This window comes from Curtobacterium sp. MCBD17_003 (assembly GCF_003234885.2).
Taxonomy (GTDB): Bacteria; Actinomycetota; Actinomycetes; order Actinomycetales; family Microbacteriaceae; genus Curtobacterium.
In genome coordinates this window covers 1231716-1256965 of the sequence record NZ_CP126275.1, presented here as the reverse complement: position 1 = coordinate 1256965, position 25250 = coordinate 1231716, and the positions used below count along the sequence as shown (strand labels likewise).

The following is a 25250-nucleotide window of genomic DNA, read 5'->3' as shown; positions in this document are numbered from 1 at the left end:
ACAGCATTCGCCACCGATCGCCGGAGCCCCAGAACCGTGAGCGCCCCCTCGTCCTCGTCCACCCTCTACCCGCCGACCGAGCCGCTCCCCGTCCTGGCGACCCGCCCGCCGTGGCGACACACCCTCATCGCCCTGTCGGTACCGAACTTCCGGCTCTTCACGGCGACGAACCTGGTCGCGATGACCGCCGGGTGGATGCAGCGCGTCGCGCAGGACTGGCTCGTGCTCCAGCTCACGCACTCCGTGGCGGACGTCGGGATCACCGTCGCGATGCAGTTCGCCCCGATGCTCCTGTTCGGGCTGTTCGGCGGCGTCATCGTGGACCGCTACTCGAAGCGCGCGCTGATGATGCTCACGCAGGCGTCGTTCGCGCTGCTCAGCGGTGTGCTGGCCGCGCTGACGCTCGCGGGGGTCGTGCAGGCCTGGCACATCTGGGTCATCGCGTTCGTCGTCGGGCTCGTCACCGTGATCGACAACCCGGCGCGGCAGGTGTTCGTCACCGAGATCGTCGGACAGGAGCACCTCCGGAACGCGATCAGCGTCAACTCGTCGGTGTTCCAGCTCGGCGGCATGATCGGCCCGGCGCTCTCCGGCATCCTGCTCGTCGCGGTCGGGGCCGGCTGGTCGTTCGGCATCAACGGCATCGCCTGCGCGGCGGTCGTGGTGACCCTGGGGTTCCTCCGTGTCTCCGAACTCCACCGGATGCCGGCCGTGCCGCCGTCGAAGGGGCAGCTGCAGGAGGGCCTCCGCTACGCCATCCGGAAGCCGACGATCATCGTGCCCGTGGTGCTCGTCGCGTTCTTCTCGGTGTTCGCGCTGACCATGCCGGTCCTCCTGTCCGCGTTCGCCTCGGACGTCTACCACGTCGGGGCCGGCGGCTACGGCGTGTTCAACTCGATGGTCGCGATCGGCGCGCTGACCGGCGCGCTCCTGTCGACGCGGCGGGCGGTGGTACGACTGCGGACCATCGTCGGCGGCGTCGGCATCACGGGGCTGCTCCTCGTCCTCGCCGGCGCCGCGCCGATGATCGCGCCGTTCGCGCTCATCCTCGTCGCGGTCGGGATGGCACAGCTGCTGTTCCAGACGGCGTCGAACTCACTCGTCCAGATGTCGTCGAACATCGGGATCCGCGGCCGTGTGATGTCGCTGTACGTGCTCGTCCTGCTCGGCGGCCAGGCGATCGGCGGGCCCGTCATGGGGCAGATCGTCGACCGCTTCGGTGCGCACGTCGGCATGGTCGTCGCGGGTGGGGTGCCCGCGATCGCCGCCGCGGTCATCGCGGTCGTGCTCGCTCGACGGGGCGGCCTGCACCTGGAGGTCCGCCTGCGGCACCACCTGCCGCTCCCGGCCATCGTCGGCCAGCACTAGGGGGCCGACGGACGGGAGGGACGGGGCGGGGCCGCCCCGTCCCTCCCGTCCGTCGTGCACCCCGTCCGGAACCGCACCATCAGGGCGTTACTCTCTTCGGGGAAGCGGGCACCTCGTGGGTGCACGGCGAGGAGCGGGGACGATGACCACGACGGACGCACCACGGCACGAGGCGTACAGCCCGTACGCGCGGGACTGCCCCACCCGGCAACTGCTCGACCGCATCGGTGACCGGTGGACCGTCCTCACGCTCGGGGCGCTCGTCGACGGGCCACGGCGGTACTCCGCGATCGCGGGGCGGGTCGACGGCGTGTCACAGAAGATGCTGACGCAGACGCTGCGGGCGCTCGAGCGGGACGGCCTCGTCACGCGCACGGTGTTCCCGGAGATCCCGCCGCACGTCGAGTACGCCCTGACCGATGCCGGGTGGTCGCTCCGGACCGTGCTCGCCGGGCTCGAGGACTGGGCGACCGGCCACATGGACGACGTCCTCGCGGCCCGCGCGGCGTACGACGAACGCTGACGGTCGACCCGGGGTCCACCGGAACACCGGGCGCGTCCGCGTGGTTGCCTGCCGGTATGCGATCGATCGTCTACACCCACACCGGTGACCCCTCCGTCCTCGAGCTCGTCGAGCGGGACGTCCCCGAGCCCGGCCCGGGCGAGGTCCGCGTCCGGGTGGTCCGTTCCGGCGTGAACCCGACCGACTGGAAGTCGCGGCGCGGCGGCACGGACGGGTCTCGGTTGCCGTTCCCCGAGGTCACCCCCAACCAGGACGGCGCAGGCGTGGTCGACGCCCTCGGCGACGGTGTCGACGGCCTGGTGGTCGGTGACCGTGTCTGGACCTTCCTCTCCGCGCAGCAGCGTCCGACGGGCACCGCGCAGGAGTACACCGTCCTGCCACTGGAGCGTGTCGCGGCGTTGCCCGACGGCGTCGACTGGGACGTGGCCGCGTCGCTCGGGGTCCCCGCACTGACCGCGCACCGCGCGCTCACCGTGCACGAGGACGGGCCGACACGTCTCGGTCCCGGGGCGCTCGCGGGACGGACCGTGCTCGTCGCCGGTGGCGCGGGGGCCGTCGGGCACGCCGCCATCCAGCTCGCCGCCTGGGCCGGTGCCCGTGTCGTCTCGACGATCAGCAGCCCCGCGAAGGCAGCACTCGCGACCGCGGCCGGCGCCCACGCGACCGTCGACTACCACGACGACGACGCCGCGGACCAGGTCCGGGCGTTCGCGCCGGACGGCGTCGACATCGTGGTGGAGGTGGCCATCCCGCAGAACGCCGACCTCGACGCGCAGGTGCTCGCCACCCGCGGTGTCATCGCGATGTACGCGAACAACGGGGGCGACGAGGCCACGCTGCAGGTCCGGCCGAACATGGCCCTGAACGCGCGGTACCAGTTCGTCCTGCTCTACACGATGGGCGAGGTGGCGCTCCGCGCGGCGGTCGAGGACGTCACCGCGGCCCTGCGCGACGGGGCGCTGCCCGTCGGCGAGGAGCACGGCCTCCCGATCACGCGGTTCCCGCTCGAGCGGACGGCCGACGCGCACGACGCCGTCGAGCACGACGCGGTCGGCAAGGTGCTCATCGACGTCCAGCCCGAGTGAGGCGGGGCGCGGTCAGCCCTCCTCGGGGTCCGAGGACCCCGCCGCCTCCGGCGTCTCGGCCGTGCTCTCCGCCGGAGGCTCGGTCTGGTCCGCCGCGAGCGCCCGCTTCCGGCGCGTGACCTGCACGGCGATCGCGACCGGGACGGCCGCCAGGGCCAGGCCGCGCATCCACGGGCGGTCGAACACGTGCCCGGTCGCGTGGTCGAGGGAGACCGCTCCCGGCCCACCGAGCGCGAACATCGACGCGGCGAATCCCAGGAACGCGGGGAACTCGAACCCGCCGTCGGCGTTGAAGAACCCGTTCGGCACGTGGATGCTCGCCGCCGTGCCCATGGTCGTCGCCGCGCCGGCACCGGCCACGGGGGTCCCGAGCCCCAGCACGAGGGCCGCTCCCGACCCCGCCTCACCGAGCCCAGCGAGCACGGCGTGCGGTTTCGCCGGCCGGAAGCCCATCGCGTGCATGCCCTGCGCGGTGCCCTCGATGCCACCACCGCCGAACGCCCCGAAGAGCTTCTGCGAACCGTGCGCGACGAGCACCGCCCCGAGGGCGACGCGGAGCAGGGTCGTTGCGGTGGTCGCCGCCGTGGTTCCCGGATGACGCATGGAGTTCCTCCCTGGTGTCGACGGGCCCGCACCACGCGGGCCGGTGTCGCCGAACGTACTCACGCTCTCCGGCACGCGCCCGCCGGTCGACGCTCCGGACTCCCCGAGGACGATGCGGTAGGCAAGAGGGGTGATCGACCTGCCGGACCTGACCGACCGCCCACAGCACACCGCGATCGTCCTGGGCGGAGGTGGCGTCGCCGGCATCGCGTGGGAGCTCGGGCTCCTGAGCGGGCTGCTCGACGCCGGGATCCCGCTCGCCGACGCCGATCTCGTGGTCGGGACGAGCGCCGGCAGCGTCGTGGGCACCCTGCTCCGGACGGGTGGCGTCGCGGACGCCTACGGTCAGCAGGTCGATGACGTGCCGTGGGACTACGAGGAACCGGCCTCGCCCGACTGGGCCGCGATCGGCGCGCAGTTCGTGGCCGCGCTCCAGGGCGCCACGGGCGACCAGGACGCTCGCGCCCGCATCGGTCGCCTCGCGCGCACCGTGACGTCGGGACAGAGCCAGGAGGAACGCATCGCCTCGTTCCGCGCGACGTTCCCCGCCGACACGTGGCCGGACGCGCCCCTCGGCATCACCACCGTCGACGCGACCGACGGGTCGTTCCGGGTGCTCACCGCCGCCGACGGCGTCCCGTTGACCCGCGCCATCGCGGCGAGCTGCTCCGTGCCCCTCGTGTGGTCCCCGGTGACCGTCGACGGCCGCCCGTACGTCGACGGCGGCGCCCGCTCGGGGACGAACGCGGACGCCGCGGCGGGGTACGAGCGCGTGCTCGTCATCGCCTGCCGCGCGGAGGACCCGAGCCCGACCGGTCCGTGGCTCGACCGCGCAGTGGCCGGTCTGCGGCACGACGGTTCGGCCGTCGAGGTGGTCGTCGCGGACGCCACGAGCCAGGCCGCCTACGGCACGAACGTCCTGGCGCTGTCGACCCGGGCCCCCGCCGCGCACGCCGGTCGGGCGCAGGCGGCCGCCGTGGCCGCGCGCGTCCGCGACTTCTGGGTCGGCTGAGCGACCGGTCGGCTGGCGCTCGGTCGGATCGGCCGACTCCGAGGCCGTGTCCCCGCCCTCCGATAGCGTGGGTGGATGCCGAACGACGACGACGCCACACCGTTCTCCGACCTCGACGCCTTCGTGGCGCTCCCCCGTGTCGACGGCATCGCGCTGTCACCGGACGGCACGCGCGTGGCGCTCACGGTGAGCACGCTCGACCACGACCGGACCGGGTACACCCGCTCGATCTGGTCCGTGCCGACGTCGGGCGAGGGCGTGCCGGTGCGGCTCACCCGCTCGGCGAAGGGCGAGGGCGGCGTCGCGTTCACCCGGAACGGCGACGTCCTGTTCGTCTCCGCCCGTCCGGACGCCGACGCCGCGAAGGACACCGAGGCTGGTCAGGTGTGGCTCCTGCCCGCCGCCGGCGGCGAGGCCCGGGCGGTCACGCGACTCGCCGGTGGTGCTGGCATCGCGGCGACCGCGCGGGAGGCCGACACCGTGGTCATCAGCGCGGGGCTGCTCCCGGGTGCGAACGACGCCGAGGGGCGCCTGCTCGAACGCGACGCCGAACTCCGCGCGGCCCGGAAGGAGCACGCCGTCGCGGCGATCCTGCACGAGACCCACCCGGTCCGCTTCTGGGACCACGACCTCGGACCCGACGAGCCGCACCTGTTGGCGCTCGACCTCGGCGACCTGCACGAGACCCTCGACGCTCCCGTCGCACCGGGCACCGCAGCCCCGGACGAGGTCGCGGTGGCCGACGCACCGGTCGCCGTCACCGCCGAGTACCCCGCGGAGCTCCCGCGCCCGCGCGACCTCACGCCGTTCCCCGGGCGCTCCGCCGACACGGCCGGGCAGGCGCTGACGCCGGACGGCCGCACGCTCGTGGCGGCCCTCACGGTGCACGAGCAGCGCGGTGTCCGGGCCGTGCTCGTCGCGATCGACACCGAGACCGGCGAGCGCACCACGCTGTTCGACGAGCCGGACGTGTTCCACGAGATGCCGGCCGTCAGCCACGACGGCACGACGATCGCTTGGGTGCGCGCCCCGCGGGACACCCCGGCCGGGCCCGCCGACCGTGAGATCTGGGTGGCCGACCTCGACGGCGGCCACGCCCGACGCATCGCGACGGAGTGGGACCGTTGGGCGAACGAGTTCGTGTTCGACGCCGACGACCGCGCCCTCATCGCCACCGCGGACCAGGACGGCCGCGCGCCGGTGTTCCGGATCCCGCTCGACGGGAGCGCCGTCGAACAGCGCACCACGGACGAGCACGCGTACAGCGGCGTGGCAGTGGACCGGGCGACTGGCGTCGTCGTCGCACTCCGGTCCTCCTGGGCGGGGCCGCTGCACCCGGTCCGGATCGACCCCGACGGCACCGTGACCGCCCTGCCGACCCCCGCGCCGCTGCCCGCGGTGCCGGGCCGCGTCGAGGAGGTCGAGACGACCACCGCGGACGGCACGCGCGTGCGCGGCTGGCTCGTCCTGCCGACGGGCGCGTCGGCCGACGCGCCCGCGCCGTTCCTGCTGTGGATCCACGGTGGACCGCTCAGCAGCTGGAACGCCTGGAGCTGGCGGTGGAGTCCGATGGTCGCCGCGGCGCGGGGCTACGCGGTCCTGCTGCCGGACCCGGCGCTGTCCACCGGGTACGGCCTCGAGTTCATCGCGCGCGGCTGGAACGCCTGGGGGCAGGCGCCCTACACCGACCTCCTCGCCATCACCGACGCCGTCGTGGCGCGGCCCGACGTCGACGAGACCCGCACGGCGGCCATGGGTGGCTCCTTCGGCGGCTACATGGCGAACTGGGTCGCCGGGCACACCGACCGCTTCGACGCGATCGTCACGCACGCGAGCCTCTGGGCGCTCGACCAGTTCGCCGGCACCACCGACGCGTCGTACTACTGGCAGTCCATCTTCACGGCCGAGGGCATGGCCGAGAACGACCCGCACCGGTCCGTGGAAGCGATCACGACACCGATGCTCGTGATCCACGGCGACAAGGACTACCGCGTGCCGATCGGCGAGGGGCTGCGGCTCTGGTCGGAGCTGGCCGAGCACCACGCCGACCCCGACGGCACCATGCCGCACCGGTTCCTGTACTTCCCGAACGAGAACCACTGGATCCTCACGCCGCAGCACGCGAAGGTCTGGTACGAGACGGTGTTCGCGTTCCTCGCCCAGCACGTGCTCGGCGAGGCCTGGGAGCGGCCGGAGCTGCTCGGGTGAGGACGCCGGGCGGCAGCGGTCACACGAATGCGGCGTGCCCCGTGATCGCACGTCCCACGATGAGCGTGTTCATCTCGCGGGTGCCCTCGTACGAGTAGATCGCCTCGGCGTCGGCGAAGGACCGCGCGACGCCCGCGCCCAGGACGATGCCGTTGCCGCCGAGGACCTCGCGACACCAGCCGACGGTCTCGCGCATCCGCGCCGTCGCGAACGCCTTGGCCAGCGCGGAGAACTCGTCGCGGTGATCGCCGCGGTCCTGCAGCGCCGACGCCTGGGTGCACAGCGCGATCGACGCCGTGATGTTGCCGACCGAGCGGACCAGGAGGTCCTGCACCAGCTGGTGCCGCGCGATCGGCTTGCCGAACTGCTCGCGCTCCCGCGCGTACCGGAGGGCGGCCTCGTACGCACCGACGGCGATGCCGATCGCCTGCCACGCGACCTCGCACCGGGTGAGCCGGAGCACCGCCGCGGTGTCGCGGAACGACCGGGCACGCTGCAGCCGCCGCTCCTCGGGGACACGCACGTCGCGGAGCACGATGTCGGCGTTCTGCACCGTCCGGAGCGAGATCTTGTCCTCGATCTTCGTGGCGGTGAACCCCGGCGAGTCCGTGGTCACGAGGAATCCCTTGACCTGCCCGTCGGCCACGTCCTTGGCCCAGATCACGACGACGTCGGCGAACGTCGCGTTGCCGATCCAACGCTTCTCGCCGTCGAGGACCCAGGTGTCGCCCTCGCGTCGGGCCGTGGTGCGGAGACCGCGGGCCGAGTCCGACCCCGAGCGCGGTTCCGTCAGGCCGAACGCACCGACGAGTTCGCCGGTGGCCATGCGCGGCAGCCACGCGCGCTGCTGGTCCTCGCTGCCCGCGACGGCGATGGCGTTCATGGCGAGGCCGGACTGCACGCCGACGAAGGTCGCCATGCCCGCGTCGACCCGGCCCATCTCGAGGGCCGCCCACCCCCGGTACACCGCCGAGTTCTCGAACCGGGCGACGAGCGGGATCCCGGATCCGAGTACCCCGGTCTCGGCGAGCGGCCGGATGAGGTGCGTCGGGAACTCCGCGTCCGCCCACGTGCGGTCGGCGATCGGCGCGACCCGGTCCTCCATGAACGCGCGGAGCGCCAGGACGCGTTCGCGCTCGACGTCCGTGAGGTCGTCCTGGAAGCGGTAGAAGTCGGCCTCGAGGTGGGCCCGCTGCACGCGCTCGGTCGTGTCGAGCGGTGCGGCGGCGGCGGGGGTCGTCGTTGACATGACCCCCATCGTGCATCGTTGTGAGGAACGTTGCAACACGCTTAGGCTCCGGTGGTGGACGGTATGCGGGAGGCGCGGCTCGGCCAGCACGGCACGGCGCTCGTCCCGAGCACCCTCTCCGCCCGTCTGGAGGCCCATCCCGACGCCCTCCGCGCGTTCCGTTCCGCGCGACACCGGTTCGTGGACGGCGAGCGGATCGACATGGGCCGCCTGGCCGCCGAGCTCGGCGTCGACCGCACGAGCCTGTTCCGCTGGGTCGGCAACCGGGACCAGCTGCTGTCCGAGGTGCTGTGGTCCCTGGCCGTGCCGACGCTCGACGCGGCCGACCGCGCCGTGACCACCACCGGTGCCGCCCGGATCGTCGGCGTGCTGACCCGGTTCACGGCCGACCTCATCGAGGCGCCGTACTTCCGCGTGTTCCTGACGCGGGAGCCCTCGCGCGCGCTGCGACTGCTCACGACCACGGACAGCGACGTGCAGCGCCGGCTCGTCGCGGTCGTCGCCACCCTGATCGACGAGGAATCGGCCGCGGCGCGCTTCGATCCCGCGCCACTGTCGGCACGCGAGGTGGCATCGCTGCTCGTCCGGATCTCGGAGTCGTTCTCGTACGCCGACCTCATCTCGGGCGAGCCGCCGGACGCCGACCGCGCTCGCGCCGCCTTCGAGTACGTCCTCCGTCCGTCCGCGCCGGCCACCCGGCCCCCGTCCGACCCGACCGCCGGATAGCGTGGCGACCATGCCCACGCTCCTGCACCTCGACTCGTCCGCCGACCTCGCCGCGTCGCGGTCCCGTGCCCTCACCGCGGTGTTCGCGGACGCCTGGCGGGCTCGTGGTGCCGACCACACCGTCACGTACCGGGACCTGCACGTGCACCCGCTCCCCCACCTCGAGGCATCGGCGTTGCACTGGCCGGCCGCGGAACGCCGACCCGGCGCGGACGTCCCCGCCGGATCGCAGGAGCTCCTGCAGTCCGTCGTCGACGAGCTGCTCGCCGCGGACGTCCTGCTCGTCGGGGCGCCGCTCTACAACTACTCGCTGCCGTCGACCCTGAAGACCTGGATCGACCGGGTGCACCTGCCCGGGGTGCTCGTGCCGGACGCCGGGTCGACCGGCCCGCTCGCCGGGCGTCCCGCCGTGGTGGTCGTCACCCGCGGTGGCGCCTACGACGCGGGGACCCCGACCGAGGGCTGGGACCACGGAACGCCCGTGCTCGAGCTCATCCTCGGGACCGCACTCGGCATGGACGTCCACACCGTGACCGCGAGCACGACCCTCGCCGAGACCGTCCCCGCGCTCGCGCCGTACCGGGAGCGTGCCCGCGCCGAGTTCGCGGACGCCGAGCGCGAGCTCGCCCGACTCGGGTCGACGCTGGCCTGAGGTCGGACCTCAGGAGCCGCCTCGCTGCACCCGAGGACCGGCGTCAGGAGTCGCCGTCGCTCGAGCCGGAGCCGGAGCCGGAGTCGGAGCCGGCACCCGGTCGCGTGGTGCAGCCGGCCGAGCTGGCGGCGGAGACGGTGATGGTCGTCGCAGCGATCGACGAGCCGGATGACGACGAGGACGAGGACGAGGCCTGCACGCACTCACCGACGGCGAACGCCGACGACGTCGCCGACGCCGTCCTCATGTAGGTCGTGTCCGCGTCGACCGAGATCGTCGACGTCGATGATGCACCGGACGCGCCCGTCGTCCGGACGGTGATCGTCGACCCCGAGACCTTCGTGACGAGGCCCGAGACCACACCGCCCATGCCGGAACCGCCGGATCCCCCGCCTGGTCCGCCCGCTCCTCCCGGTCCCCCGGTCGGCGCGCCGCTCGGGGCCGTTGCGTCCGTTGAGCCCGCCCCGGTACCACCCGGGGCGGAACCACCCGGTGCACCGCCGGGGGCAGTGCCGGTCGTGCAGGCACCGTCGACCGCGGTCGAGACCGTGACCGTCGACGCGGTCACGGTGTCGGAGGAGCTGCCCGAGCCCGACGAGCCCGACGCCGGCATCGATGACGCGCTCACGCAGACGCCCTTGCTGACCTCGGACAGCGACGCATCGACGAGCTGTTCGATCGTGGTCGAGGACGAGTAGGTCAGGGTCGTCGTGTCGGATGTGTCCGACGTCGTCGTGACCGCGAGCGTTCCCGAGCCGACCGAGGCGATCGTCCCGCGGACCATCCCGCCGATGCCCCGGCCGGCGACGCTCGTGCCACCCGCGGTCGACGCCCGCGTGGCGGTCTGGTCGGTGCCGTTCGATGACGAACAGGCCGTCAGGGCAGCCACGAGGGCGAGCACGCCGACCGAGGCCGATGCTCGGAGGAGGAGGGGTCGGCGCGGTGCACGGGGGACGGTGGTGGTGCGGTCGGTGGCGGTGCGGTCGGTGGCGGCGCTGATCGCGGGGCGGCTCGAGCCGGCTGACGTGGTCGTCATGATGCCTGGTCCTGGTTCTGGTGGTCGGATGTTCGAGATGTGGGAGCGCCCCTGAGGAGCGGACGTCGTCAGGGCCGCACCTGCTGGAACGGGACGGACGAGGTGGCGGCTGGCGCGGATTCGTCGCCGACGGCCCTCATCGGACGTGTGGCGACGTCGGACGCGGGGCGCTCGACTCCATCGGCGGGTTGTCGGCGCCGCCCTCGGAACACCCAGAGCTTGAACAGCACGAACCGCATCCCGGTCGCGACGAGGTTCGCGACCGTCAGGACGACGACCTCGGTCCCGCTTCCGGCATGCGGGGCCGTCGCGTGGAGTCCGGCCAGCGACCCGGCGGTGATGAGCCAGGCGACGCCGAACACGACGAGCCCCTGTACCTGGTGTCGCCCGGCACCCGCCGCTCCCCGGACGCCGAACGTGAACCGGCGGTTCACAGTCGTGTTGCCGATCGCGGTGACCATCAGCGCCACGAAATCGGCGACCTGAGCGCCGAGCGCCGGCTGCAGGACGACGTAGAGCAGGGCGAATGCGAGGGTCGAGGCCACGCCCACCGCGCCGAACCGGAGCACCTGCGCGAACAAGCCGATCGTCGGGGTCGTGAACGGATGGCGCCCGACGGCGTCGTACACCTCGGCGAGCGGCAATCGCCCGCGAGCGAGATCCCGGCCGACGCGGAGCATTCCACGGAGGTCCTCCCGCGCGGTCGCGGTGATGTCCACCGACGAGTTGACGTCGTCCACCCAGTCCACGGGGACCTCGTGGATCCGCAGTCTCGCGTGCTCGGCGAGGACGAGGAGTTCGGTGTCGAAGAACCAGGCGTCGTCACGGACGAGGGGCAGCAGACGCGCAGCGACGTCGCGGCGGATCGCCTTGAAGCCGCACTGGGCATCGGAGAACGACACCCCCATGGCGGTCCGGAGCAACGCGTTGTACGAGCGCGAGATGAACTCCCGCTTGCCGCCCCGGACGACCCGCGACGACCCGACCAAGCGAGTTCCGATGGCGAGGTCCGAGTGGCCCGACAGCAGTGGCGCGACGAGTGGGCCGAGCGCCGCCAGGTCGGTGGAGAGATCCTCGTCGACGTACACGAGGACCTCGGCCGGTGAAGCGGACCACACCGCTTTGAGCGCGCGCCCGCGGCCCTTGAGCGGCAGGTGCACGGCGACGACCCGCGGCAGGATCGCGGCGAGGTCGTCCGCGATCCGGGCGGTGTCGTCCGTCGAGGCGTTGTCCGCGATGGTGATCCGCCACGTCCGTCCCGGCCCGGCCACGAGTGGTTCAGCGCTGAGGAAGCTGTGGAGCCGCCGGATGTGCGCGGCGAGGGTGCCCTGCTCGTTGTAGCAGGGCACCACGATGTCGATGTCGATGGTGTCCGTCGGTGCGCTCATGCCAGACAGCGTGCGGAGCGGGGATGGAGGAAGCGCTTCCGGGGCCTGTGGTCGCCGTAAGAACGACCAGGCGTCGCCGAGGAGGTCGGCGCGACCTCAGCTGGCGGCGACGTCGAGCGGCAGCGACACGACGAACTCCGTCCGGGTCGGGCCACTCGTCACCGAGACCGAACCGCCGTGCGCGAGGGCAACGGCCTGCACGATCGACAGACCGAGCCCCGTCGTGCCCGTCGACCGCGACCGCGAGGCGTCACCCCGGCTGAACCGGTCGAACAGCGTCGGCAGGGACGCCGCTGAGATCGGAGGACCGTCGTTCGCGACGGCGAGCCGAGCGCGGGCACCGGCTCCGTCACGCTCGTCCCGGTGCACCGAGACCGCGACCTGTGTCCCCGCTGGCGTGTGGATCCGCGCGTTGGCGAGGAGGTTGACGACCACCCGACGCAGCTGGACCGGGTCGCCGACGACCACCACCGGCTCGTCGTCGAGGTCGAGCGCCCATCGGTGCTCCGGCCCGGCCGCACGGGCGTCCATCGTCGTCTCGACGGCGAGTGCGGACAGGTCGACGGGCTCCCGGACGGGCGGCACGGTCGAGTCGAGCCGAGCGAGCAGCAGGAGCTCCTCGACGAGGTCACCCATGCGCACCGCCTCGGCTCGGATCCGCTCGGTGTTCCGGTGCACCGCGGGCGACGCGGGTTCAGATCCCGTCAGCTCCGCGTATGCCCGGATGGTCGCGAGCGGCGTCCGCAGCTCGTGGGAGGCGTCCGCCACGAACGCGCGCACGCGGGTCTCGGCGCGATCCCGCACGGCGAGGGCCTCCGACACGTGCCCGAGCAGACTGTTCAGCGCCGTGCCGACCTGGCGGACCTCGCGACTGATGCCGATGTCCTCGTCGGAGACCCGGATGGGGATGCCCTCGTCGCCGCGGTCGAGATCGAGGGCGGTGACGGCCGAAGCGGTGGCGGCGACTCGCGAGAGCGGACGCATCGCGCGACGCACGAGCATCGCCCCGGCCCAGGCAGCGACCACGACCCCGAGCACCGCGACGATCGCGATGACCAGGACGAGCCGCGCGATCGCCGCCGTGATGCCGCCCACGGGGAGCGCCGTGATGAACACCGCGCCGTCCGACCTGGTGGCGAGCACTCGGTAGGCACCGAGGGAGCCGAGCTCGCGCGTGACCGGGTCGCCGTCACGCGGCACCCGAGCGAGCGCCGCCTTCGCAGCGGTGCCGAGACGGTGCTGCTCACCCTTCGCGTCGGTGTACCCGGCGAGGACGAACGCTCCCTTCCGGGAGACGGCGACGACCGTGTCCGCGGACTGGCCGGGTGCGCCGATGAAGTCGTGGTCTGGATCGGTGCCGGTGACGCCCGGGGGCGGGTTGCGCCCGTCCGGCGGCGGCGACGGGAGGTCGCTCTGCGCGTCGAGCGCGCGCTGGGACGCGGTCGTCAGGTCGTCGTCCAGGCGCCCGAACAGGTACCCACGGAACGCCACGACGGTCACGACGCCGACGACGACGTTCGTGACCGTCAGGAGCAGCGCCACGATGAGGACGATCCGCCACCGCAGCGAGTGCGTCCGGTCCTTCCGCGGACTCCCGGCCCCGGACGCCCTCACGTCGGTGGGCGGAGGACGTACCCGGTGCCCCGTACGGTCTGGAGGAGCGGCTCGCGCCCGGCGTCCACCTTGCGTCGCAGGTACGACACGTACATGTCCACGAGGTTCGACGACGCCCCGAAGTCCATCCCCCAGACGTTCGTGAGGATGCGATCCCGGGTGAGGACCCGTCGTGCGTTCCGCATCATGTACCGCAGGAGCTCGAACTCGGTCGCCGTGAGGTCGATGCCCTCGCCACCGCGGGTGACCGCGTGCGTGTCCTCGTCGAGCTCCAGGTCCTCGACCACGAGCCGAGCCGGCCCCCCGTCGGCGACCACACGCGACGACGTCCGGGCGAGGATCCGCGCACGGACGAGCAACTCCTCGATGCCGAACGGCTTCGTGAGGTAGTCGTCCCCACCGCCCGTGAGTCCGGCGATCCGGTCCTCGTGGGCGTCCTTGGCGGTGAGGAACAACACGCGGGCGTCCTCGCGGGCGTCCCGGAGCCGGGACAGGACCTCGAAGCCGTCGATGTCGGGCAGCATGACGTCGAGCACCACCACGTCCGGCTGGAACTCCCGGGCTGCGAACAGGACGTCGCGGCCGCGGTGCACCGCGTGCGTGGACCAGCCGTCGGCCGTGAACGCGAGGCCGATCGCCTGGGCGAGGGCGACCTCGTCGTCCACGACGAGCACCCGGACGGGCGTGCCGTCGGTCCTCGTGAGGGGAGCGCTGCTCATCGCGGTGAGCCTAGTCGCCGCTGAGGTCGTAGACCGTCTGGCCCCCGACCGTCTTCGCCGTGAAATGCGCCTCGACCCAAGCCTGGATCGCGCTCGCCGTGCTGGTCGACTGGCCGCCCGGCATCCCGCCGCCAGCTCCGCCGTCATCGCCGTCGACGCTGCCGCTCGTGTCGCCAGCGCTGCCGCTCGTGTCGCCAGCGCTGCCGCTCGTGTCCGCTGCGGAGCTACCGCCCGGACCGCCGCCCATGCCGCCGCCCATGCCGCTCGAGACGATGTAGTAGCCGACCTTGCCCTCCTTCACCCACGCCTTGAACTGCGCGAGCGTCGGTGTCGGGTCGCTCGACCAACCGCCGATGGCCATGACGGCCTGGTCGGTGTCGAGCTCGAGCTGCGCTGCGGACTGCGATCCGTTCACGGCCGCCGCCCACTTGGCGTCGGACGCCTCGAGGAGCTTCTGCAGCGCGGTCGAGGTGGTCTGGCTCCCGCCGCCCATGCTGCCGGCATCCGCCGCTCGGCCACCCCCGTCGCTCGTGCCGCTCGTGCCCGACGAACTCCCCGGCGCACCGGCGGGCGGCTGCCCCGTCGTCGCGTCCGAGTCCGATCCTCCGGACCCACCGGGCGGCATGCCCGTCCCGGCACCGGAACCGGTGGTGGCGTCGCTGGAGGAGCCTCCGGGGCCACCGGTACCACCGGGCATGCCCCCGCCCATGCCGCCCGCGGCGCCGCCCGTCCCCGAGGATCCGCTCCCCGCAGGACCGACGCTCGGGATCGATCCCGTGTGGCCGACCGTCGTGGTCGCCACGGCGTACGCCGTCGTGCCGGTGAGGCCGAACAACGTGCCTGCGAGAACGCCGACCGCCACGAGCCGGCGCAGAGTCGGCAGGGTCCCCACTGCCACGGCGCCGGCTGACAGGAATCCGCCGACGAGGACGACCCACCGCAGCCACGGCACCCAGGTCGCGTTCTCGCCCAGGAGCGCCCAACTCCAAGACGCGGTGATCGCGATCATGGCCGCGAGCCCGAGCGTCCCGAGCGCCGACCGACGACGGGCCCAGAGCATCGCCCCGCCGGTGCCCACCAGACCCGCGATCGCCGGAGCCAGCGCGACCGTGTAGTAGGGATGGATCGTGCCGGACATGTAGCTGAACACGAGCCCGGTCACCAGGAGCCATCCACCCCAGAGCACGAGCCCGGCGCGGGCCGGATCGGCCAGAGGACGCCGTCCAGCGGCCACGAGGCCGAGGACGAGCGCGAGGAGCGCCGCGGGGAGGAGCCACGAGATCTCGAGCCCCATCTCGGACGAGAACAGCCGCTCGAGGCCCGTCGATCCGCCGAACGACGAACCGGCCGTGCCCCCGGTCATCCCGCCGCCGCCACCGCCGCCGTTGCCGTCACCGCCGAAGATCCGCCCGAGGCCGTTGTAGCCGAACACGAGGTCGAGCACGGTGTTGTCGGTCGATCCGCCGATGTACGGGCGGGCGTCGGCGGGCCAGAGGGCCACCGTGAGCACCCACCACCCCGCTGCGACGACGAGGGACACCACCCCGATGACCGCGCCGACGACGCGCTTCCGCCAGGTCGCCTGCGCCGCGAACACGTAGACGAGTCCGAGGGCCGGCATGACGAGCAGGCCCTGGAGCATCTTGGTCAGGAACGCGAACCCGAGCGCGACGCCGGCGAGCGCGAACCACCGCCAGCTCCCGCGGGGCAGGGCCCGGACGGTGCAGTACGCGGCCGCCGTCATGAGCAGCACGAGCAGGGCGTCCGGGTTGTCGAAGCGGAAGATGAGCGCCGCGGCCGGGGTCATCGCCAGGACGAACCCGGCGAGCAGCGCGCCGACGTTCGCCGTCGTGCCACCGAGTCGCGCGAGGGTCCGACGGACCACCCCCCAGGTCAACGCGACGGAGGCGACGGCCATGAGCGCCTCGGGCACGAGCATGCTCGCGCTCGAGAAGCCGAAGATGCGCGCCGAGAGTCCCATCACCCACAGGGACGCAGGGGGCTTGTCGACCGTGATGAAGTCAGCAGTGTCGAGCGAGCCGAAGAACCAGGACTTCCAGCTCTCGGAGCCCGCCTGCACCGCCGCGGCGTAGAAGCTGTTCGCGGAGCCGGACACCGTGATGTCCCACAGGTACAGGACTGCGGTCAGGAGCAGCAGCGCCCAGAACGCCGGACGGAGCCAGGCCGCGTCCGCGCGGTCGCCGAGGAAGAGTCGGACGACCGCACTGCGCCGTTCCGCGGTCCTCCTCTCCGCGGGATGGTCGGGTCGGTCGATCAGGGTCGCCGGGTGACTGGTCATGGGTCGAGGATGCCGAGCGAGCGCGTACGGTTCCTCGGCGATCCCTATGCCGTGGATCAGAACGGCTGCGAGCCGGCTGTGGAGGATCGCCATCGCGCCGGCGGCCCGTCGTTAGGCTGCCCTCGTGACGACCCCGGCGCCCACCAGTCCGCCCACCCCCGTCAGCACCCTGCAGGCCGAGGCGTTCGCCGCGGGCACCCTGCCGCCCGTCGAGCAGGTCCGGGACGGCGTCTGGACCCTCGCGATCCCGTTCGCCGCGGGCATCCCCGACTCCACGCTCACGTACGTGCTCGAGGCCGCCGACGGGTCGCTCGTCGTCGTGGACCCGGGCTGGGGCACCGAGCCGACGCTCGCGGTGCTCCGGGACGGCCTCGCCACGATCGGTCGGACCCTCGACGACGTCGGACTCGTCGCCGTGACGCACCTGCACGTCGACCACCTCGGCGCGGCGGCGGCCGTCCGGAACGCCTCCGGCGCGCGGGTCGCGATGCACCCGGCGGAGGCGCGAGCGATCCGCCACCAGGACGAGGACCGTCGGCGGGACGACGAGGACATCGCACGTTGGGGCGTGCCGGAGCCGCTGCGCGCCGGCCTGGTGCGGGCCTGGGGAACGGGGCGGCGCCTCCCGGACGTCGAGGCGGACCTGCTCGTGGAGGACGGGGACGTCCTGCCGGTCGCGGGGCGCGAACTCCGGGCCCTGTGGACGCCGGGCCACACGACCGGACACCTGTGCTTCGTCGACGCGCCGGACGGACTCCTGTTCACCGGCGACCACGTGCTCCCGCGGATCAACTCCGGGCTGGGGCTCGGGGGTCGGACGGACACGAACCCGCTCGAGGACTACCTGGCGTCGCTCGACCGACTCGCCGACCTCGCGGAGCTCGAGGTGTGCCCCGGACACGAGTACCGGTTCCGCGACGTGCGGGCCCGGGCCGCGACGCTCGCCGACCACCGGCGGGAACGGGGCGAGCACGTCGCCGCGGCACTCGACACGCTCGACCGTCCCACGCTGTTCGAGGTCGCCGCGCACGTGCCGTTCCGTGGGGGCATCGCGTCGATGACCGGGTACCTGCTCGCGTCCGCGCTCGCCCAGACCGCGTTCCACGCACGGTTGCTCGGGCGGTCGGACGAGATCCGACCGGCCTGACGCCGCCGCGACACGGGCCCCGACGCGGGCGCCGAGGACGCGTCAGCCGCGCACCTGGGCGTCGAGCGGCACCTGCGCCGCCGCGGCGACCGAGCGGACGACCTCGCGCAGTGCGTCGTCGTGGAGCGCCACCGAGAACCCGACCACGCGCCGGTACACCGGGAGGTCCACGGTCGTCCAGCGTCCGCCGCTGTCGACCACGACCCGGAGCGCCTCGACCGTGCCGACGCCGTAGCGGTTGGCGGAGGACGTGGTCCCCGTGCCCACCTGACCGACCGCGGCGCGCGGGACCCCGAGGAGGAGCGTCGGCGTCCCGCCACCGACGTACAGGCCGATCCCGTGCTGGTCGGCGACGAGCGTCCCCGCCGCGCTCCGCGGCGCCCGCCGCTCGGGTCGCACGGCGAGGAGGCCCGCAGCGCGGTCGACCTCGGCCGCGGTGCCGCGCTTGACGAGGACGGGGGCCGTGAACGCACCGGGGTGCCGCTCGGCGAGCACCCGCTCACGGGCGCGGGTGCGGGCGTGCTGCACGGCGAGGACCACCTCGATGAGGACGAACACCCCGAGCGCGATGACGAGGAGGCTCTCGACGATCCCGACGGTCGACATGCCGTCCTCGTGCTCCCGGTACGCGAGGAACCCGAAGCGGAGCGCCGCGTACGCCACCACGAGCACGATCCCGACGATGCCACCCCGACGTCTGCGCATGTGGACACCCTAGGCCGCCGTCCACAGGGGCGCCGCGCCCCCGTTCGGGCCTCCCGTGGCCGGGCTAGTCTCGACCCGTGAGCAGCCCCGGATCCGATCCCGCGCCCGTCCGCGTCGAGCGCCCCGCGCCGGGCGTCGTCGTCGCCACACTCGACCGACCCGACGCCGGCAACGCGCTGGACGTCGCGATGGTCCAGGCGCTCGAGGACCTGGCGGACGCGGTCCGTGCCGACGTCGACGTCCGGGTCCTGGTGATCGGCGCCTCGGGGTCCGCGTTCAGCCTGGGGTACGACGTCGCCGAGTCCGCGGACCGCACGGACGCGACCGTCCCGGACGACCTCGACCGACAGGAGCGCACCGCCGACGCACTCGCGGCGATCCGCGCCCTCCGCGTGCCCGTGGTCGCCGCCGTGGGCGGACCGGCCGCCGGGACGGGCCTGGCACTCGCGCTCGTCGCCGACATCCGGCTCGCCGGACCCGACGCGGTGTTCCAGGCGTCGTTCACCGCACTCGGCACCTCCACCGGCGAGTACGGCGTGTCGTGGCTGCTTCCCCGGCTGGTGGGCCCCGCGGTCGCGGCGGACCTCGCGTTCACCGCCCGCGCGGTCGACGCCGACGAGGCCGCCGCCCTGCGTCTCGTGAACCGGGTCGTGCCGGACGTCGACGCCGCCGCGCTCGAGCTGGCGCGGACGATCGCCGCGAACTCCCCCGCGGGCGTCCGACTGTCGAAGCGCGCGATGCAGGCCAACCTCGAGGTCCCGTCGTACGACGCGGCGCTCGAGCTCGAGAACCGCGGCCAGACCCTGCTCACCCGGACCTCCGACATGGCGGAAGCGCTCGAGGCGTTCCTCGAGAAGCGCCAGGCGTCGTTCTCGAACCGATGACGCCGAACTCCACCGAACGCACGACCGGCAGCACCGTCGCTGGTGACAGCACGGGCCTGCCGACGGTCCCGGACGGAAACGGCACGCCCGGCAGCGGCGCGACCGGCTCCGGACACGCACACCCCTGGCAGGGCATCCGTCTCGAGCACCTCGACGCCGGTGTCAGCCGCCTGGTCATCGACAACCCCACGCGGATGAACGCCGTGGACGCCGACGTCTTCCGCGAGATCGGGGAGGCCGCGCGGCACCTGCGGCGCGACGGCACGCGCGCGCTCGTGCTCACGGGCGCCGGCGACCGCGCGTTCTGCGCCGGGTACAACCTCGCCGCGCTCCCGGCCCTGCGCGCGACGACGGTCCCGGCGTTCCTCGACATCGAGGACACCGCGAGCGAGGCCGTCCAGGCGCTCCACGACCTGCCGTTCCCGGTCGTCGCCGCGGTGAACGGCGCTGCCTCCGGCGGTGGCCTGTCCCTGGCGCTCTCGGCCGACGTGCGGCTCGGTGTGCGGCGTGCCTCCTTCAACGCGGCGTTCGTCAAGGTCGGCTTCTCGATCGGCGAGCTCGGGACGTCGTGGATGCTCCCCCGCGTCGTCGGCCCCGGCATGGCCGCCGAGCTGGCGTTCACCGGTCGGGTCGTCCGCTCGGACGAAGCCCTGGCGATCGGGCTGCTCGACCGGATCGTCGACACCACCGCCGACGACCCCGTGGCCGCGTTGCAGGCCGAGGCCGTCGCACTCGCCACGACGTACGCGGCCCCCGAGCGCCGTGGCACGCGCATCGGCAAGCGATCGCTCGGGAGGGCCGGGGAGACCCCGTCGTACGAGGTCGCGGTCCGGCAGGCGTTCGGGGACCGGGCGTGAGCGCTGCGGCGAGCGACGGGGCGGACGTGCTCCGGGCCTCCCGTGCGTTGCTGCCGACGGACGACCTGCGGCACCGACCGGCACCCGGGGCGCGCATGCGGGACAGCGTCTTCTACCAGACGGTGCTGCCCGAGGAACGACTGGCGGTGCAGGTGTACCTGTTCGTCACCGGCACGGGTGCCGCGGGCTACAACGTGGCGGTGTGGGGCGACGCCGCGCCGACCGTGCGCGAGTTCGGCGGCGGGCGCGTGGCCGAGGCCATGGACCTCGACGACTTCACCGTCGGCGGTCTCACGGTCCGGCACCGGGATCCGCTGCGCACGGCTGACGTCGTCGTGCGGACGGACCGCATCGAGCTCGACCTGACGTTCACGGCCCTGCACGAGGCCTTCAGCTTCCGCGACGCCCCCGACGGCCTGCCGTCCTGGTTCGCGGAGGACCGCATCGAGCAGACCGGTGCCGTCCGTGGCCACGTGCGCGCGGACGACCACGCGTTCGAGCTCGGGCCGATCGGGCACCGCGACCACTCGTGGGGCCTGCGGGACTGGCGTGCGCCCCAGCACTGGAAGTGGCTCGTGGCGTACACGCCCTCCGGGCGCGCGGTGAACGGGTGGACGTGGATCGCCGCCGGGCGGTGGGGGTTCGCCGGGTACGTCCTGCGGGACGGCCGGTCGGTGCCCGTGTCGCGCATCGAGGACGACACGACCTACGGCGCTGGGTACGAGCAACGCCGACTCCACGCGGTCCTGCACGACGTCGAGGGCGGCACGACGACGCTCGACCTCGACGTCTTCGGCGTGCTGCACCTGCCCGACGAGCGGACCGGGACGACCGTGCTCGAGGGCGGGTGCGTGGCGCGCATCGACGGCGAGCGGGGCGCTGGGCAGTTCGAGGTCGAGTGGCCGACGGACTACTTCGCCCACCTGCGCGGGGACGACGCGTGAGCGACGGTGCGACCGCCGGGACCACCGGCGCGGGAACCGAGACCGCCGTCGACGCGACGACGACCGCGGCCCTCGGGCGGTGGCTCGCCGACGCCGGTCTGACCGACTCGCGGGTGTCGGTGCGGCCGATCGGCGACGGCCACGCCAACGTCACCTGGCTCGTGGAGGACGACGCCGGGCAGCGCGTCGTGGTCCGACGCCCACCCCCACCGCCGACGCCCCCCGGCGCGAACGACGTCCTCCGCGAGGCCCGCGTGATCGCGGCGGTGGGCAGCCACGCCGGCGGATCGGTACCCGTGCCGCGGGTGCTCGCGACGGCCGACGCCGGCACGGTGCTCGACGTGCCGTGCTTCGCCATGTCGTACGTGGCGGGTCCGGTGGTCACGACGGACCTGCCCGAGGGGCTGTCGACACCCGCCGCCCGCGCCGCACTCGCCGACGACCTCGTGGACCGGCTGGCCGCGCTGCACCGCCTGCCGTGGGACACGCTCGGGCTCCGCGGCCGACCCGACGGCGCGAACCTCCGGCAGCGGGACCGCCTCGCACGACTCGTCGCCGAGCCCGACGGCTCCCCGCCCGACGCCTTCGCCGACGTCGACGCGTGGTTGGTCGAGCACGCGCCGGCCGAGTCGGGGGCCGCGTTGGTGCACAACGACTACCGACTCGGGAACCTGCTGCTCGCGCCGGACGCCCCGCGGGTCGCGGCCGTGCTCGACTGGGAGCTCGCCGCCGTCGGCGATCCCCTCGTGGACCTCGGGTACCTCGTCGCGTCCTGGTCCGGGCCCGGGGGCCCGTCGACGCCCGTGCAGGAACTCGGCGCGGCGAGCAGTGCGCCCGGGTTCCCCGACGCTCGCACGCTCGTGGCGCGATACGCCGATGCGACCGGCGCTCCCCTCGACCACCTCCGGTGGTACGTCGTGCTCGCGAACTGGAAACTCGCGGTGCTCTACGAGTACAGCCGCCGCCGCCACGAGCGCGGGGACGGCGACCCGTACTACGCGGGTACGGGCAAGGTCAGGGCCTTCCTGAGGGCCGCGGACGCCGCGCGCACCGAGCCGCTGACCTGACGCGGCGCGCGCGAGCGGCCGCGCCGCACGAGTCGCCCCCCGTCGGTGCCGCGCCGGCTGCAGCCATCCGCCGCGACGCCCGTCACACCGGCCACACCTCGTGCCGCCACGCGGCGTCCCAGAACATCCACTCGTAGCGCGACGCCGTGGTGAACGCCTGTCGCATCTGCTCGACCTGGTGGGCGGAGGCTGCATCCGCGGCACGGTCGACCACGTCGCGGGCCTCGGCGGTGACCGCGGCGAAGCCCGGATCCCCGTAGGTCCCGATCCAGTCCCCGTACGGATGGCCGTCGAGGTCGCCCACGCGGTGCCGCAACCGGCGTCCGACGTCGTCGTAGAGCCAGAAGCACGGCAGCACACCCGCGACGATCACCGGGTACGACGACGACGCCGTGAGCGACAGCAGGTACGACGTGTACGCGACGCAGGTCGGTGACGGGGCCACCGAGGAGCCGTCCACACCGTGCGAGGCGTGCAGCTGCCGCTCGACGGCGACCGCGTTCGCGGCGGCGTTGCTCCAGAAGGCGAGGTCCCCGGCGTCGTCGGCTCGAGTCGCCGCGGCGGCCAGGACCCTCGCGTACGCCCCCAGGTACGCCGCGTCCTGCTCGAGGTAGTGGAGGAACGTCGCCCTCGGGAGGGAACCGCGCTCGAGCGCCACGAGGAACGGGAGCGCGTCCACCGCATCGCGGATCGGCGCCACGGTCTCCCAGACCTCGTCCGTGAAGCTCATCGCTCGTCCCACAGGTGCACGAAGTGGTGGACAGGGCCGTGGCCCTGTCCGACGTCGAGCACGTCGGCGCCCGCGAGCGCGTCCTGCAGCCAGGACCGGCCGTCACGGACCGCCTCCGCCCACGAACCCCGTCGCGGCCGCAGTGCCGCGACCGCCGAGGACAGGCTGCACCCCGTGCCGTGGGTGTTCTCCGTCGGGATCCTCGGGCTCCGGAGGCACTCGACCCCCGACGCATCGGCGAGGACGTCGACCACCTCGTCACCGGTGTCGAGGTGTCCGCCCTTGAGGAGCACGCGACGAGCACCGCGGCGCACGAGTTCGCGTGCCTGGTCGCGCATCGCGTCGACGGACGTGGCGGGCGCCGTCGCGAGCAGCGCCGCGGCCTCCGGGATGTTCGGCGTGACGAGCGAGACGAGCGGCAGGAGCTCCGTCATGGCGTGGACCGCGTCGGGACGGAGCAGGAGGTCACCGCTCGTGGCGACCATCACCGGGTCGAGCACGACGACGTCGCACGGTGGCACCCGGAGGAACGCGGCGACCACGTCGATGGTCCCGGCGGTGGCGAGCATGCCGATCTTCACCGCGTCGACGCGGACGTCGTCGGTGAGCACACGCAGCTGCTCGGCGACGAAGGACGAGGGCACCTCGTGCACGCCGTACACGCCGGTGGTGCTCTGCGCGGTCAAGGCGGTCAGAACGGTCGTTCCGTACGCGCCGAGCGCGCTGAAGGTCTTCAGGTCCGCCTGGATCCCCGCCCCGCCGGACGGGTCACTGCCGGCGATGCTCAGGGCGACCGGTGGCCTCATCGGGCGCCACTCCCCCAGGCAGCTCTGAGCGCGGACGTGGCTGCCGCGACGTCGGAGCGGCCGCAGATCGCACTGACCACGGCCATCCCCGCCGCACCGCTGGCCCGGACCGACGGCGCACGGGCGACGTCGACACCGCCGATGGCGACGCACGGCCAGGGGCTGGCATCGACCACGGCACGCAATCCGTCGAGTCCGCAGGGCTCGGCGGCGTCCGGCTTGGTGCTCTGCGGCCACACCGGACCGACGCCGAGGTAGTCGATGACGCCCGGCCCCATCGCCTCCGCGGCGTGCACGTGGGCGACGGTCTGGGCGGAGAGCCCGATGAGTGCGCTCGGTCCGAGCAGACGTCGTGCCAGCACCGGGTGCAGGTCGGACTGCCCCACGTGCGCGCCGTCGGCTCCGATGGCGCGCACGAGTGCGACCCGGTCGTCGACGAGCACGGGGACCCGCCCGCCGACGGCGGCGACGACCGCGCGGCCCATCGCGACGAACTCGTCGTCGGATGCATCGTGGTCTCGGAGCTGCACGGCCGTGACGCCGGCGCCCACGGCCTCCTGGACGGTGTCGGCGACACCCCTCACCCCGCACATCCGCGTGTCGGTGACGAGGTAGAGGGACAGGTCGGACGACCGGGAGCCGCTCACACGAGCCGGACCCGGTCCGCGACCTCGGCCGACGTGATCGAGGCGAGCTGGTCGAGCAACTGCACGGCGAAGGTGCCCGGCCCGCGGCCGAGCGGGGCGGCCTGCTCCGCGGCGACGGTGAGCACCGCCGTCGCCGCGGACGCGGCGAGCAGCGGTTCGGATCCCGTCGCCGCGAACGCGGCCATCAGCGCCCCCAGTGCGCAGCCGACCCCGGTGACCTGCGTCATCCAGGGGTGCCCGTTACGGAGTCGGACGGTCCGGTCGCCGTCCGTGAGGTGGTCGGTGGGTCCGCTCACCGCGACGACCGTGTGGAAGCGGCGGGCGACCTCCTCCGCCGACCCGAGCGCCGCCTCCGGACTGTCGGTCGCGTCCACGCCCTTGCCGCCCGCGCCGCCCGCGAGCGCCATGATCTCCGATGCGTTCCCGCGCACGATGGAGGGCCGGTGCTCGAGCAGGTCCATGGCGACGCCCGTGCGCCATCCCAGCCCGCCCGCGGCGACCGGGTCGAGGACCCACGGCGTCCCGTGCTCCGCGGCGCTGAGCACCGCCGCCGTCATCGCCTCGACGGTCGGCTCCTGCGGGGTGCCGAGGTTCACGAGCACGCCGCCCGCGGCCCCGGCGAACGGCCCGGCCTCGTGCGGGTTGTCGACCATGGCGGGCGCGGCGCCGACCGCGAGCAGCACGTTCGCCGTCCACTGTGCGACGACGATGTTCGTCAGGCACTGCACGAGTGGTGGGCGGTCGCGGAGACCGTCCAACGCCGCTGCGAGCGCCGACGGGTCGAGTGGGACAGATGGAGATGCCACGGATGACGTCCCTTCGCTAGTACTAACCAGATCAGGTTCGACGGGTCTGTTCTCAGCCTCGCTCGATGGAGGCACCCCGCGTCGCAGGCGAGTCTAGGGCCGTCGGACATTGGCGCACCCTGCTGTTAGCCTGACGAACGGCCGAAGATGAGCCGGACCACGACCGAGCGTCCCG

General features: G+C 73.5%; 24 protein-coding genes and 1 riboswitch. Of the genes, 12 read left to right on the top strand and 12 right to left on the bottom strand.

Going from position 1 to position 25250, the window contains the following annotated elements; translation table 11 throughout:
* The first annotated feature begins 36 nt into the window (after nucleotides 1-36).
* The 3 genes from DEI88_RS06070 (at nucleotide 37) to DEI88_RS06060 (ending at nucleotide 2976) form a co-directional block, all read left to right on the top strand.
* A complete protein-coding gene (locus tag DEI88_RS06070; protein WP_111008595.1) occupies nucleotides 37-1368 on the top strand; it encodes an MFS transporter in 1332 nt (443 codons plus the stop codon).
* Nucleotides 1369-1510: 142 nt separating this feature from the next.
* The gene (locus DEI88_RS06065; protein WP_111008594.1) at nucleotides 1511-1891 is read left to right on the top strand and encodes a winged helix-turn-helix transcriptional regulator; all 381 of its coding nucleotides are present in this window, start codon (nucleotides 1511-1513) and stop codon (nucleotides 1889-1891) included.
* Nucleotides 1892-1947: 56 nt separating this feature from the next.
* On the top strand, nucleotides 1948-2976 hold the full coding sequence (locus DEI88_RS06060; RefSeq protein WP_111071689.1) for an NADPH:quinone reductase: 1029 nt from the start codon (nucleotides 1948-1950) through the stop codon (nucleotides 2974-2976).
* Between the two features lie 12 nt (nucleotides 2977-2988).
* Here the strand turns inward: DEI88_RS06060 and DEI88_RS06055 are convergent, their stop codons facing one another.
* Nucleotides 2989-3579 (bottom strand): DoxX family protein, encoded by a 591-nt coding sequence (locus DEI88_RS06055; protein WP_111008592.1) that lies wholly within the window; start codon nucleotides 3577-3579, stop codon nucleotides 2989-2991.
* Between the two features lie 130 nt (nucleotides 3580-3709).
* Between DEI88_RS06055 and DEI88_RS06050 the strand changes: the two genes are divergently transcribed.
* Together DEI88_RS06050 and DEI88_RS06045 are read left to right on the top strand one after the other, a co-directional pair.
* Nucleotides 3710-4591, top strand: coding sequence for a patatin-like phospholipase family protein (locus DEI88_RS06050; RefSeq protein ID WP_258374975.1), 882 nt, complete (start codon nucleotides 3710-3712; stop codon nucleotides 4589-4591).
* 75 nt (nucleotides 4592-4666) lie between these two features.
* The gene (locus DEI88_RS06045) at nucleotides 4667-6799 is read left to right on the top strand and encodes a S9 family peptidase (protein ID WP_111071688.1); all 2133 of its coding nucleotides are present in this window, start codon (nucleotides 4667-4669) and stop codon (nucleotides 6797-6799) included.
* A gap of 19 nt (nucleotides 6800-6818) precedes the next feature.
* Here the strand turns inward: DEI88_RS06045 and DEI88_RS06040 are convergent, their stop codons facing one another.
* The gene (locus DEI88_RS06040) at nucleotides 6819-8048 is read right to left on the bottom strand and encodes an acyl-CoA dehydrogenase family protein (RefSeq protein WP_111071764.1); all 1230 of its coding nucleotides are present in this window, start codon (nucleotides 8046-8048) and stop codon (nucleotides 6819-6821) included.
* 63 nt (nucleotides 8049-8111) lie between these two features.
* On the opposite strand from DEI88_RS06040, the gene DEI88_RS06035 reads away from it, so the two are divergent.
* Together DEI88_RS06035 and DEI88_RS06030 are read left to right on the top strand one after the other, a co-directional pair.
* Nucleotides 8112-8774 carry a QsdR family transcriptional regulator gene (locus DEI88_RS06035; protein WP_181441196.1) on the top strand — a complete coding sequence of 221 codons (663 nt, stop codon included), beginning with the start codon at nucleotides 8112-8114 and terminating at the stop codon, nucleotides 8772-8774.
* Between the two features lie 10 nt (nucleotides 8775-8784).
* Nucleotides 8785-9426 (top strand): FMN-dependent NADH-azoreductase, encoded by a 642-nt coding sequence (locus tag DEI88_RS06030; RefSeq protein ID WP_111012869.1) that lies wholly within the window; start codon nucleotides 8785-8787, stop codon nucleotides 9424-9426.
* A 43-nt stretch (nucleotides 9427-9469) separates the two neighbouring features.
* Here DEI88_RS06030 and DEI88_RS06025 read toward each other — a convergent pair whose 3' ends face one another.
* The 5 genes from DEI88_RS06025 to DEI88_RS06005 form a co-directional block, all read right to left on the bottom strand.
* Nucleotides 9470-10462: a hypothetical protein gene (locus DEI88_RS06025; protein WP_111071687.1), complete on the bottom strand. Its 993-nt coding sequence runs from the start codon at nucleotides 10460-10462 to the stop codon at nucleotides 9470-9472.
* Nucleotides 10463-10530: 68 nt separating this feature from the next.
* Nucleotides 10531-11850 carry a bifunctional glycosyltransferase family 2/GtrA family protein gene (locus tag DEI88_RS06020; RefSeq protein ID WP_111048647.1) on the bottom strand — a complete coding sequence of 440 codons (1320 nt, stop codon included), beginning with the start codon at nucleotides 11848-11850 and terminating at the stop codon, nucleotides 10531-10533.
* A gap of 96 nt (nucleotides 11851-11946) precedes the next feature.
* Nucleotides 11947-13392, bottom strand: coding sequence for a sensor histidine kinase (locus DEI88_RS06015; RefSeq protein ID WP_284183590.1), 1446 nt, complete (start codon nucleotides 13390-13392; stop codon nucleotides 11947-11949).
* 68 nt (nucleotides 13393-13460) lie between these two features.
* Nucleotides 13461-14183 carry a response regulator transcription factor gene (locus DEI88_RS06010; protein ID WP_111071685.1) on the bottom strand — a complete coding sequence of 241 codons (723 nt, stop codon included), beginning with the start codon at nucleotides 14181-14183 and terminating at the stop codon, nucleotides 13461-13463.
* A gap of 10 nt (nucleotides 14184-14193) precedes the next feature.
* On the bottom strand, nucleotides 14194-16482 hold the full coding sequence (locus DEI88_RS06005) for an ArnT family glycosyltransferase (RefSeq protein WP_111071684.1): 2289 nt from the start codon (nucleotides 16480-16482) through the stop codon (nucleotides 14194-14196).
* A 124-nt stretch (nucleotides 16483-16606) separates the two neighbouring features.
* On the opposite strand from DEI88_RS06005, the gene DEI88_RS06000 reads away from it, so the two are divergent.
* Nucleotides 16607-17629 (top strand): MBL fold metallo-hydrolase, encoded by a 1023-nt coding sequence (locus tag DEI88_RS06000; RefSeq protein ID WP_111048650.1) that lies wholly within the window; start codon nucleotides 16607-16609, stop codon nucleotides 17627-17629.
* 42 nt (nucleotides 17630-17671) lie between these two features.
* Here DEI88_RS06000 and DEI88_RS05995 read toward each other — a convergent pair whose 3' ends face one another.
* The gene (locus DEI88_RS05995; RefSeq protein WP_111026852.1) at nucleotides 17672-18334 is read right to left on the bottom strand and encodes a hypothetical protein; all 663 of its coding nucleotides are present in this window, start codon (nucleotides 18332-18334) and stop codon (nucleotides 17672-17674) included.
* Between the two features lie 77 nt (nucleotides 18335-18411).
* On the opposite strand from DEI88_RS05995, the gene DEI88_RS05990 reads away from it, so the two are divergent.
* The 4 genes from DEI88_RS05990 to DEI88_RS05975 are packed head-to-tail and all read left to right on the top strand — an operon-like array spanning nucleotide 18412 to nucleotide 22086.
* Nucleotides 18412-19218 carry an enoyl-CoA hydratase/isomerase family protein gene (locus tag DEI88_RS05990; protein WP_111071681.1) on the top strand — a complete coding sequence of 269 codons (807 nt, stop codon included), beginning with the start codon at nucleotides 18412-18414 and terminating at the stop codon, nucleotides 19216-19218.
* Nucleotides 19215-20075: an enoyl-CoA hydratase/isomerase family protein gene (locus DEI88_RS05985; protein ID WP_111071680.1), complete on the top strand. Its 861-nt coding sequence runs from the start codon at nucleotides 19215-19217 to the stop codon at nucleotides 20073-20075. Before DEI88_RS05990 ends, DEI88_RS05985 begins: the two co-directional genes overlap by 4 nt.
* Nucleotides 20072-21019 carry a DUF7064 domain-containing protein gene (locus DEI88_RS05980; RefSeq protein ID WP_111071679.1) on the top strand — a complete coding sequence of 316 codons (948 nt, stop codon included), beginning with the start codon at nucleotides 20072-20074 and terminating at the stop codon, nucleotides 21017-21019. The genes DEI88_RS05985 and DEI88_RS05980 overlap by 4 nt, the downstream gene beginning before the upstream one ends.
* Entirely contained in the window at nucleotides 21016-22086 is a 1071-nt protein-coding gene (locus tag DEI88_RS05975) for a phosphotransferase family protein (RefSeq protein WP_111071678.1), read from the top strand. The genes DEI88_RS05980 and DEI88_RS05975 overlap by 4 nt, the downstream gene beginning before the upstream one ends.
* 82 nt (nucleotides 22087-22168) lie before the next feature.
* Here the strand turns inward: DEI88_RS05975 and DEI88_RS05970 are convergent, their stop codons facing one another.
* The 4 genes from DEI88_RS05970 to thiM form a co-directional block, all read right to left on the bottom strand.
* Entirely contained in the window at nucleotides 22169-22816 is a 648-nt protein-coding gene (locus tag DEI88_RS05970; RefSeq protein WP_111036084.1) for a TenA family protein, read from the bottom strand.
* Nucleotides 22813-23622, bottom strand: coding sequence for a bifunctional hydroxymethylpyrimidine kinase/phosphomethylpyrimidine kinase (gene thiD / locus DEI88_RS05965; protein ID WP_111048657.1), 810 nt, complete (start codon nucleotides 23620-23622; stop codon nucleotides 22813-22815). Before thiD ends, DEI88_RS05970 begins: the two co-directional genes overlap by 4 nt.
* Nucleotides 23619-24269 carry a thiamine phosphate synthase gene (gene thiE / locus DEI88_RS05960; protein WP_375334612.1) on the bottom strand — a complete coding sequence of 217 codons (651 nt, stop codon included), beginning with the start codon at nucleotides 24267-24269 and terminating at the stop codon, nucleotides 23619-23621. The genes thiD and thiE overlap by 4 nt, the downstream gene beginning before the upstream one ends.
* Entirely contained in the window at nucleotides 24266-25075 is an 810-nt protein-coding gene (gene thiM, locus DEI88_RS05955; RefSeq protein ID WP_111071762.1) for a hydroxyethylthiazole kinase, read from the bottom strand. Before thiM ends, thiE begins: the two co-directional genes overlap by 4 nt.
* A riboswitch (TPP riboswitch) is annotated at nucleotides 25067-25164 on the bottom strand. Its footprint overlaps the gene before it by 9 nt.
* Nucleotides 25165-25250: the final 86 nt, after the last annotated feature.

What these genes read in the sequence shown, in the direction of transcription:
- thiD (WP_111048657.1), bottom strand. Translation starts at nt 23,622, where the DNA reads ATGAGGCCACCGGTCGCCCTGAGCATCGCCGGCAGTGACCCGTCCGGC.
- DEI88_RS06055 (WP_111008592.1), bottom strand. Translation starts at nt 3,579, where the DNA reads ATGCGTCATCCGGGAACCACGGCGGCGACCACCGCAACGACCCTGCTC.
- DEI88_RS06035 (WP_181441196.1), top strand. Translation starts at nt 8,112, where the DNA reads ATGCGGGAGGCGCGGCTCGGCCAGCACGGCACGGCGCTCGTCCCGAGC.
- DEI88_RS06060 (WP_111071689.1), top strand. Translation starts at nt 1,948, where the DNA reads ATGCGATCGATCGTCTACACCCACACCGGTGACCCCTCCGTCCTCGAG.
- DEI88_RS06025 (WP_111071687.1), bottom strand. Translation starts at nt 10,462, where the DNA reads ATGACGACCACGTCAGCCGGCTCGAGCCGCCCCGCGATCAGCGCCGCC.
- DEI88_RS06010 (WP_111071685.1), bottom strand. Translation starts at nt 14,183, where the DNA reads ATGAGCAGCGCTCCCCTCACGAGGACCGACGGCACGCCCGTCCGGGTG.
- DEI88_RS06040 (WP_111071764.1), bottom strand. Translation starts at nt 8,048, where the DNA reads ATGTCAACGACGACCCCCGCCGCCGCCGCACCGCTCGACACGACCGAG.
- DEI88_RS05985 (WP_111071680.1), top strand. Translation starts at nt 19,215, where the DNA reads ATGACGCCGAACTCCACCGAACGCACGACCGGCAGCACCGTCGCTGGT.
- DEI88_RS05970 (WP_111036084.1), bottom strand. Translation starts at nt 22,816, where the DNA reads ATGAGCTTCACGGACGAGGTCTGGGAGACCGTGGCGCCGATCCGCGAT.
- DEI88_RS06005 (WP_111071684.1), bottom strand. Translation starts at nt 16,482, where the DNA reads ATGACCAGTCACCCGGCGACCCTGATCGACCGACCCGACCATCCCGCG.
- DEI88_RS05995 (WP_111026852.1), bottom strand. Translation starts at nt 18,334, where the DNA reads ATGCGCAGACGTCGGGGTGGCATCGTCGGGATCGTGCTCGTGGTGGCG.
- DEI88_RS06030 (WP_111012869.1), top strand. Translation starts at nt 8,785, where the DNA reads ATGCCCACGCTCCTGCACCTCGACTCGTCCGCCGACCTCGCCGCGTCG.
- DEI88_RS06020 (WP_111048647.1), bottom strand. Translation starts at nt 11,850, where the DNA reads ATGAGCGCACCGACGGACACCATCGACATCGACATCGTGGTGCCCTGC.
- DEI88_RS06045 (WP_111071688.1), top strand. Translation starts at nt 4,667, where the DNA reads ATGCCGAACGACGACGACGCCACACCGTTCTCCGACCTCGACGCCTTC.
- DEI88_RS06065 (WP_111008594.1), top strand. Translation starts at nt 1,511, where the DNA reads ATGACCACGACGGACGCACCACGGCACGAGGCGTACAGCCCGTACGCG.